The sequence below is a fragment of the Paenibacillus sp. J22P277 genome, from assembly GCF_059383675.1.
Genome location: NZ_JBXENS010000002.1, coordinates 976654 through 986104 on the forward strand (window position 1 = coordinate 976654; position 9451 = coordinate 986104).

The window sequence follows — 9451 nt, forward strand, 5'->3', positions numbered from 1 at the left end:
CAGCCTACTCCCTTCCCCGTTCGCCGCCGAAGTAAGTCAGCAGCTTCGTAAACGCGACGCCTTTGTAAATGACCAGTCCGTCGGCCCCAGATGCCGCGAAGTCGCGTACGGCTTGCTGCGAGACGGCGTCCATGCGCTCCGTCACGATCAACGCGGACGATTCCGCCGCTTCCCGAAGCTCGCGCGCCTTATCCAGCGCGGCCGCGCGGCCGTCGGCATCGTAACCGATAAGCACACGCTCCTCGTTCGACTCGCAAGCGTCGTCGCCGATCAGCTCGAGGATTCGCGTCGTCTTCAGCGCGAACCCCGTAGCCGGAGCCGGGCGCCCGAACTGCTTGAGCAGATTATCGTAACGGCCGCCGCTCGCCACCGGGAATCCCAGATCCGCGGCATAGGCTTCGAACGTCATACCCGTGTAATACTTGAAATCGCCGATCATCGTCAAATCGATCAGCACGTGCTCGCATACGCCGTACGCCTCCAGGACGTCCCACATCTCGCATAAATGGCGGACGGACGCCTGAGCGGTGTCGTCCAAGCTAAGCGCCATCGCCTGATTGCAAATTCCCCGCCCCCCGCGCAGGCGGATAATGCCCTCGAGCTCGCTGCGCATCTCTTCCGATATCGTTAGCGAACGCAAGCATTCCCGATAGCCGACATAGTCGCGGCCGAGCAGGTACGCTTTCAGTTCCTCCTGCGCGGCCCTTTGACCGGGAAGCGTCTCCTCGAACAGGCCGTTCAAGAACCCGACATGGCCGATGGCAATTTTGAACCGGCTAACGCCTGCCGCTTTCAGCGACGCGATCGCCAGCGCGACGACTTCCGCATCGGCTTCCGGCGATGCATCCCCGACGAGCTCCACGCCAGTCTGGAAGAACTCCGCTTCGCGGCCCGCCTCTTCCTCGATCGCGCGGAATACATTGGAGTGGTAAGACAAGCGAATCGGGAACTGCACGTCTTTGAGCACGGAGGAGACGACGCGCGCGATCGGCGCGGTCATATCGGATCGAAGCACGAGCGTCGTGCCGCGGTTGTTCAACAGCTTGAAGAGCTTCTGGTCGGACGTCGAGCTTGCCACGCCAACCGTATCGTAATATTCCATCGTAGGGGTCATTATCTGCTCATAGCCCCAGGAATGCATGCAAGCAAGCACTTGATTTTCGATCTGTCGCAGCTTTGCCACCGCATGCGGCAAATAATCCTTAACCCCAATCGGTTTCTCGAACACCTTCGGTTTGGACATTTAAGTTCACCCACATGACTTTAGTATATTAACGCGTCACCATATTACCATACTGCCAAAATAAAGAGTTTAGTCGTAATGATACCATGCTCCGAATGTTCCGTCAATAACGCTTCCGACCGTATCGCCGCTGCTTCGTGGGTCGATTGCGATGCACGCGGGCTTCTCGGCAGCGGCCCCGTAAGGGTTCCAACTGCCAAATCAACTCATGTCACAGCCTGTCCTCCATACATGACACACCACTGCTCCATAAGCACGATATGTAACCTGAATTTACCGAAAACGCATCTGCCCAGCAAAAACCGGGAAGCGACGCTTCCCGGTTTTTCTTGCGGGCAACTGCATTCAATCAATCGACCACAGGGGACGGTAGACCGACACCTTGCCGCATACCCTAGGCCTTCCGAATATCCTGAATGGGGTTACCGCCGACGAAGGCGCCGGGCGGAACGTCTTTATGCACCATCGACCCCGCGGCCACGACCGCTCCGTCGCCGATCGTCACGCCGGGCAGGATCGTCGTATTGGCCCCGATCATGACATTGGAGCCGATTCGCACGACACCTAGCCGGTACTCGCCGATTAGATATTCATGCGTCAAGATCGTCGTATTGTAGCCGATGATCGAGTTGTCTCCCACCGCGATTTTCTCCGGGAAAAAGACGTCGACCATGACCATCAGCGCGAACGCCGTATGGCGCCCTACGCGCATGCCGAGCACGTGCCGATAGATCCAATTTTTGACCGGCAAGGACGGGCAGTAACGCGCCGCCTGTATGAATGCAAAGTTCCGTACGGCCTTCCAACGGCTGACGGTACGGTACACCTGCCAGAGCGCGTTCGGCCCTTCGACGGGATAACGCTCCACGTTTCTCAACGGCGTTTACTCCAATCCGACAAAAGCATATAAATCGCGCATATCCTGAATGATATGGCGCGCGCCGCTCTCCTTCAAGACCTGCTCGCCTTTAAGGGACCACGCCACGCCAACGGAGACGACGCCGGCCGCCTCGGCCGAGTGGATATCCACGATGCTGTCGCCGACCATCATCGTCTCTTCGGGAGCGGTGCCGATCGCTTGCAGCGCAAGCCGCACCGGCTCCGGATCCGGCTTCGGACGGGTCACGTCCTCGATCGTAACGATCGCGCCCGGTTCCACGTAGTCGTATATTCCGACATAGCGCAGTCCCCGTTCGGTCGTCAAGCGAATCTTGGTCGTCACGATCCCGATTTTGATACCGGCTTCATGCAGCCTCGCCAAGACTTCCTTGACATGCGGGAAAGCTTGAACGTATTCGTCATGCAGCCTTAAGTTGACTTCACGGTAAGCCGATACCAAGTCCTCGACCTGCTCGCGCCCCGAGAACTGCTGCAGTTGCATCGACAGCGGAAGCCCCATGCTGGGGATGATATGCTCCCGATTGAAATCTTGCGGGACGATCCCATTCAGCGCGTACAGAAAGGACTGAATAATCAACTCGTTCGTATCCATGATCGTGCCGTCCAAATCGAACAAAATCGCCTTGATCTGAGTCGCCATTGCCTCTAGATTACTCCTTTATTGACGTATCGCCGGGTCCGTTCGCCGCATTGCCGCCATTATGCTCGATCGGCGGTTTCGGGTTCGGGGCATCCGAGTTCTTCTTGTTCTCCGCGCCCGCGGGGAGCCCGGTTTTAAAATTAACGATCGGATCGTTATAATGCTCCGAAGCTGCGCCCGTACGGCGGCGAATGATAATCATCGCGATGGACGCGATCACGAGGAGTACCGCCAACAGCTGCGAGATCCGAATATTTCCGTAGGACGGATCCAGAAAACCTTGTGCGCCGAATACGGCTTTCATCGGGGACCACAGCCCATTCATAAGCGAAGCAGCCCAATCCGCGCCATGAAAAGCGAGGCTGTCCGTTCGAAGTCCTTCCACGTAGAAGCGGCCCAGGGAATACCAGATGAAATAGAAGAAAAGCTGTTCGCCCGCGCGCAGGAAAGGACGACGGCGAATGACGAGCAGAATCACGAGACCGACCAGATTCCATAACGACTCGTACAAGAAGGTCGGATGGTGGAATACGCCTTCAACGTTCATTTGATTGACGATCCAGCTCGGCAGATGGAGCGTGTTGCGCAGAAAGCTTTCGTCAACCGGACCGCCATAAGCCTCTTGATTCACGAAGTTTCCCCAGCGTCCGATCATTTGGCCCGCAATCAGGGATGGCGCGCAAATATCGGTGATTCGCCAGAAGCTGTACCCCTTGTTTCGGAAATAAACGATGCCGCAGGCAAAAGCGCCGATCAACGCGCCGTAGATCGCGATCCCGCCGTTCCAAATTTTAAAGACGTCCATCAGGTTGTTCTTGTACTCGTCCCATTGGAAGGCAACGAAATAAATGCGAGCTCCGATGATCGCGGACGGCACGCCGAACAGCAACAAATCCATAAAAAAGTCCGGCGACAGCCCGAAACGTTTGCCTTCTTGCACTGCCAACAGCAAACCGACGAGCGCCGCGGTCCCCAGAATGATGCCGTACCAGTGCACGCTGATCGAACCCAGCGAAAAAGCAATCGGATCTAATCGTAATCCAAACATGCGTCAATGGCTCCTTCTCAATTATCCGTAATGGTCATCCATGGCCATGCAACCCAGGCGCTCAGTCAAAATCGTCCGAGTCTTCCGCGATCGTTTCCGTCAGTTTGTTCGTAAACTGCAGCGCCGCGTTATACCCCATCCGCTTCAGCCTGAAATTCATCGCCGCCACCTCGATAATGACAGCCAAATTTCGGCCAGGTCGAACCGGTACCGTCACGATCGGCACGTCCGTATCGATGATGCGCGTCGTCTCCTCGTCCAAGCCGAGCCTGTCATATTGCTTGTCGGCCTGCCAGTTCTCCAGCTTGATGACGACGCTGATCCGTTTATTGTTCCGGACAGCGCCGGCCCCGAATAAGGTCATGACGTTGATAATGCCCAGCCCGCGAATTTCAAGCAAATGCCGGATCAGCTCGGGTGCCGTACCATGAAGCTGATTGTCGGAAGTTTGGCGAATTTCGACCGCGTCATCCGCAACGAGGCGATGGCTTCGCTTGACAAGCTCGAGAGCGGTTTCGCTTTTACCGATGCCGCTGCCGCCCGTAATCAGCATCCCCACCCCGTAAACATCCACGAGAACGCCGTGAATCGTCGCGGAAGGCGCAAGTTTGCGTTCCAAGAAGTTGGTAATGCGGCTCAAGAAGATCGTGGTTGCGGTGTTGCTGCGCAAGACCGGAATTTGCCGAACGTTCGATTGTTCCAGCAGCTCAGGAGGCGCTTCCAGACCGCGCGTAATGATAAAGCAAGGGGTCTCATCGTCGAACAGTCGCTCGACCCGGTCGATCCGCTCCTGTTTGGAGAGGGTGTCCATGAACGTAATTTCCGTCTTCCCGAGAATCTGCACCCGTTCCCTCGGGTAATAATCGAAGTAGCCTGCCATTTCGAGTCCCGGACGCGACAAGTCATCCAGAGTAATGCTTCGTTTCAGGCCGTCTTCGCCACCCAAGATCTCAAGCTGGAACTGGCTTACAAGATCCGAAACTTTCACTTTCTTGCCCATGTTTGGCCTCCTCAAGATCGCAGCCGGCTACGCGTATAGTGGTCATTCATAAAAATCCAGATGTATTTATCCTATAGGAAATAAGAACTGAAATCAACGTCCTAGCTCGTCGGAAATTGGCTGCGTCCCGTATAGAAGCGTATAATCGCACAAAAACAGCCGTCCGATCGGATCGGACGGCTGTTCGGTAAGGTGAGTGCCTTATTTTATACTTCGAATACGTTCAGTTCGCTTTCTTTGTCAAAGATATGAACCTTGTTCATATCCAAAGCGAGTTTTACGTTAACGCCTTCCTTAACGCCGGAGCGTCCGTCAACACGAGCGATAACGGAGTCTTTGCCCAGACCGTTCAGGTACAGGAACATTTCGTGACCAAGGTTCTCGGCAACTTCGACGTGAGCGTTCACGATCGTTTGCGGGGAAGCCTCGTGGAATACCGGCTCTTCGTGCAAGTCTTCAGGACGGATGCCAAGGATGATTTCTTTGCCGATCAGGCCTTTTTCGCGAAGCTGTTGCGCTTTGCCGTCTGGAACAAGAACATCAATGTTTGTCGCTTTGAAACGAACCGTGCCGCCTGTTTCATTAAGCGTACCGGTAATGAAGTTCATGGAAGGAGCTCCGATAAAGCCTGCCACGAAGATATTAACCGGGTGGTTGTACAGTTCCTCCGGGGAAGCGGCTTGTTGAATGATGCCGTCTTTCATAACGACGATACGATCGCCCATTGTCATGGCTTCGATCTGGTCATGCGTTACGTAGATAACGGTTGTTTCCAGACGTTTAGCCAGTTTGGAGATCTCCGCGCGCATTTGGCCGCGAAGTTTAGCGTCCAAGTTGGAAAGAGGCTCATCCATCAAGAAGACTTGCGGTTCACGAACGATTGCGCGGCCGAGGGCGACACGTTGACGTTGACCGCCGGACAATGCTTTCGGTTTACGATCGAGCAAGTGTTCGATATCGAGAATTTTAGCGGCTTCACGAACGCGTTTGTCGATTTCCGCTTTTTTGAATTTACGAAGTTTAAGACCGAACGCCATGTTTTGGTAAACGTTCATATGAGGGTACAGGGCATAAGATTGGAATACCATCGCGATGTCACGATCTTTAGGGGCTACGTCATTAACAAGACGTTCGCCGATGAACAGTTTACCTTCGGAAATTTCTTCAAGACCGGCAATCATACGAAGCGTCGTCGATTTACCGCAACCGGAAGGACCGACAAGAACCAGGAATTCCTTGTCTTTAATGTCGAGGTTGAAGTCTTTAACCGAAGCGAGATCAGTACCCGCATATTTTTTGTAAACGTGTTCTAAGCGTACACCAGCCATTTGTATTTCCCCCTAACGATTATTGTCGTTCATTACACTTAGTTTATATCAGTGCTGTCCATATGACTATGCACATACTTTACAAAAAAACTACGCCCTTTTCGTCACTTTATACAATAGCAAAATAATTTTGACGAGTACGGCATCGCGGAACTGCCGCACGTCCAGCTCCGTCTCCTGCTTTAGTTTGTCCAACCGGTAAAGCAGCGTATTCCGGTGAATATAAAGCTTCTTTGCCGTTTCGCTTACGTTGCAGTCCAATGCGAAGAACGTTTCCAGCGTAGTCAGGATTTCCGGATCCAGGAAGGCATCCGTCCGTTTCAAAGCCTGCTCCACGAATTTGATGCGGTGCGCTTCGGGAATCGTATTAAGCAATCGCTCTAAATGAAGCAGCCACGGCAAGTGAATATTGGCCCCGATATGGAACGCTCGTCCGAGATGAACGGTTTCCCTGAGAAGAGCCGTCGTTCCGATGATGGAATTAGCCGGCGATATGGGGTGGGAAATCGCCAGATGGCAGTCCCCCATCCATTCGCTTGCCAGCATTTCATGCAAGCCGAAACCGATCGATGCCAAGCTTTCCTCCAACGATTCCTCTTCTTCCTCGTCCCGTTCGCCGGACTGCGCATCGTGAATGAGCGACGCAGGCCCAAGGATCAGCCATTCCTGCTCCTTCAGCGGAATAATCAGCACATCGTCGGCAAGAAACGTACGAAGCAGTTTTTCAAGTTCACCGAAACTCGCTCGGCCCGACTCCGCTTGTTCGCATACGAGGAGAAAAGGAATCATGGACGAGAATAATCTTCCCCTGGAAATCAGTCGATCCGGGAGCAGCAGCTTGGGCTCGCTGGCATCGAGCTGCTCGTCGATCCAAGTCCCCAGCTCTCTGGCATAACGTTCCGATTCCGAAAAACCTTCGTAATTCTTGCTGCTCTCGGCGAGCATCTGATTGACCGCCCATCCAATAAGGCGAACTTCCATTTCGCTCAATCGTTGTTCCCGATTAATCTCGAGCACGTGAACATGCTCTGCATGCTGTTCAAGGGCAAACCAAGTCGCGCCTTCGGGACCGCTTACATAATCTCCTATTGTAACCGCATTCGTTTTAGACTTTTGCAACCGTTCATTCGGTTGCCGAGCTTGTTCACCGCTCAGTAATCGCCAGTCATGAATCGGGAGCTGATGCTCTCGGACCGGGCAATCCAGAACAGCTTGCAATTGCATGATCCATTTTGCATCACTCATGGGCTTGCCCCTATCCATCGGCGCGAATATGCGCTTTTTACTGCACAGTATACCATATACGACCGTTTATTTCAGCTAAGGGCCAGCAACACGACAAGAGACAGCAGGGAAAACAACGCCGCCACCAAATAAATGAAGGATACCGTCTGAATCTGCGTTAATCCCCATCGCATCAAAACATGATGGGTATGAAGCTTATCCGCCCTGTGCAGCCCTTTGCCCGACAATAGCCTGCGAAGCATGACCACGGCCGTATCGAGTATCGGGACGCCAAGCGCCAGCAAAGGTACGGTGACCGTGACAAGCGTAGCGCTTTTGAATGCGCCGTCTACCGCTGTAACCGCCAAGGAGTAACCGAGAAACGTCGCCCCCGCGTCCCCCATGAAGATACGCGCCGGATAGAAGTTATAGCATAAGAAAGCCACGCAGGCTGCCACCAAAATCACCGCAAGCAGCGCGGTCGGATATTGTTGCTTAAACAACGCCGCAACGAATAACGTCAATGACGACAATGTCGCTACCCCGGAAGCCAACCCATCCACGCCGTCAATAAAATTAATCATGTTGATCAATGCGAACACCCATACGATCGAACCGACAACGCCTAACCAATAAGGGAAAAAAATCATCCCGTGCGGACTCGATAGCCCTTCGATCCGAATTCCGAACAACAGCGGCAAAGCTGCGACCGCCAGATAAATGATAACCCGCGGCCAGACTGGGAATTCCGACCCGCTCGCCTTGGCCGCATCGTCCAACAAACCGATGCAAACCAAAACGAAACCTCCGATTCCAATCGTTAAACTCAGCGAAGTTATACCTTGGAAGAGAAATAACGTCACTGCTATGCCGACATACAAAGCTGCCCCGCCCATCAGCGGTACGGGGGCTTTATGGATTTTACGGGCAGTCGGACGATCGACGAAGCCATAACGAATGGCGAATTTACGAAGGACCGGCACGAGTACGGCAACGATACCAAAGCATAACAACGCGGACAAGCCATAGTTCATCTGCGATACAACCCCCTGAAACCAACCATTGTGTGTTTGAGTTCAGTTTGCCCGCAGCCGATTGAAATACTCCGCCATTCAAACAACAAAAAACCTGCAGGTCATTGACCTACAGGTGCTTTAGGTGTCGTAATGGTGAGCCATGTAGGACTCGAACCTACGACACCCTGATTAAAAGTCAGGTGCTCTACCAACTGAGCTAATGGCTCTTGCTGTTAAAGGGAATGGTGGAGGGCGATGGATTCGAACCACCGAACTCAGAGAGAGCAGATTTACAGTCTGCCGTGTTTAGCCACTTCACTAGCCCTCCACGAAGCTTATCAGGTAATAAGCCTTAAGAAATTATGGTGGCTCGGGACGGAATCGAACCGCCGACACGAGGATTTTCAGTCCTCTGCTCTACCGACTGAGCTACCGAGCCTTACTTGGAAATTAAATGGCGGAGCCGACGGGATTCGAACCCGCGGTCTCCTGCGTGACAGGCAGGCATGTTGGGCCACTACACCACGGCTCCGCGTTGTTAGATCTGGTGGAGGCTGAGGGGATCGAACCCCCGACCCTCTGCTTGTAAGGCAGATGCTCTCCCAGCTGAGCTAAGCCTCCATGAAAATGTGGTAGCGGCGAAGGGACTCGAACCCCCGACCCTCCGGGTATGAACCGAATGCTCTAGCCAGCTGAGCTACACCGCCACATTGTTGCCTCTACATAGTGCTTGTCCATCACGACCGAGGCAGTCGCCATGATCAGGAATAAACGTCGCCAAACGTTTTTGTAATCAGCTTCGACCAAAACGTCCTTGCCGTCTGTTCAATGCTGAATTCCACCCTGAAAACTGGATACGAACCTTTGCGAAGGTCTCTTGCTTAGCTGGATGTCGAATGTGCTTGGATAAGCCCTCGACCGATTAGTATTCGTCAGCTCCGCACGTTGCCGCGCTTCCACCTCGAACCTATCAACCTCGTCGTCTTCAAGGGGTCTTACATACTGGGAAATCTCATCTTGAGGGGGGCTTCACGCTTAGATGCTTTCAGCGC

8 protein-coding genes, 6 tRNA genes and 1 rRNA gene are annotated in these 9451 nt (G+C 53.6%); all 15 read right to left on the reverse strand.

Features of this window, described 5'->3' with window-relative positions:
* Positions 1-4: 4 nt before the first annotated feature.
* Positions 5-1243, reverse strand: a complete 1239-nt coding sequence (locus AC50YL_RS08985) for an ATP phosphoribosyltransferase regulatory subunit (protein ID WP_494831130.1) — start codon at positions 1241-1243, stop codon at positions 5-7.
* 394 nt (positions 1244-1637) lie between these two features.
* Positions 1638-2120 (reverse strand): acyltransferase, encoded by a 483-nt coding sequence (locus AC50YL_RS08990; protein ID WP_494831132.1) that lies wholly within the window; start codon positions 2118-2120, stop codon positions 1638-1640.
* 6 nt (positions 2121-2126) lie between these two features.
* Positions 2127-2783, reverse strand: a complete 657-nt coding sequence (gene ppaX / locus AC50YL_RS08995; RefSeq protein ID WP_494831134.1) for a pyrophosphatase PpaX — start codon at positions 2781-2783, stop codon at positions 2127-2129.
* Positions 2784-2793: 10 nt separating this feature from the next.
* Positions 2794-3831, reverse strand: coding sequence for a prolipoprotein diacylglyceryl transferase (lgt, locus tag AC50YL_RS09000; protein ID WP_494831136.1), 1038 nt, complete (start codon positions 3829-3831; stop codon positions 2794-2796).
* Between the two features lie 61 nt (positions 3832-3892).
* Positions 3893-4831 (reverse strand): HPr(Ser) kinase/phosphatase, encoded by a 939-nt coding sequence (gene hprK, locus AC50YL_RS09005; protein WP_494831138.1) that lies wholly within the window; start codon positions 4829-4831, stop codon positions 3893-3895.
* A 206-nt stretch (positions 4832-5037) separates the two neighbouring features.
* Positions 5038-6159 carry an ABC transporter ATP-binding protein gene (locus AC50YL_RS09010; protein WP_494831140.1) on the reverse strand — a complete coding sequence of 374 codons (1122 nt, stop codon included), beginning with the start codon at positions 6157-6159 and terminating at the stop codon, positions 5038-5040.
* Positions 6160-6249: 90 nt separating this feature from the next.
* Complete coding sequence (locus AC50YL_RS09015; RefSeq protein ID WP_494831221.1) at positions 6250-7140, reverse strand: PucR family transcriptional regulator; 891 nt, start codon at positions 7138-7140, stop codon at positions 6250-6252.
* A 335-nt stretch (positions 7141-7475) separates the two neighbouring features.
* Positions 7476-8417 carry an MraY family glycosyltransferase gene (locus tag AC50YL_RS09020; RefSeq protein ID WP_494831142.1) on the reverse strand — a complete coding sequence of 314 codons (942 nt, stop codon included), beginning with the start codon at positions 8415-8417 and terminating at the stop codon, positions 7476-7478.
* Between the two features lie 133 nt (positions 8418-8550).
* Positions 8551-8626, reverse strand: a tRNA-Lys gene (locus tag AC50YL_RS09025).
* Positions 8627-8642: 16 nt separating this feature from the next.
* Positions 8643-8727: transfer RNA gene (locus AC50YL_RS09030), tRNA-Tyr, on the reverse strand.
* Between the two features lie 35 nt (positions 8728-8762).
* Positions 8763-8838, reverse strand: a tRNA-Phe gene (locus AC50YL_RS09035).
* Positions 8839-8854: 16 nt separating this feature from the next.
* Positions 8855-8931, reverse strand: a tRNA-Asp gene (locus AC50YL_RS09040).
* 13 nt (positions 8932-8944) lie between these two features.
* Positions 8945-9020, reverse strand: a tRNA-Val gene (locus tag AC50YL_RS09045).
* A gap of 9 nt (positions 9021-9029) precedes the next feature.
* Positions 9030-9106: transfer RNA gene (locus AC50YL_RS09050), tRNA-Met, on the reverse strand.
* A gap of 195 nt (positions 9107-9301) precedes the next feature.
* A 23S ribosomal RNA gene (locus AC50YL_RS09055) occupies positions 9302-9451 on the reverse strand; the annotation flags it as partial.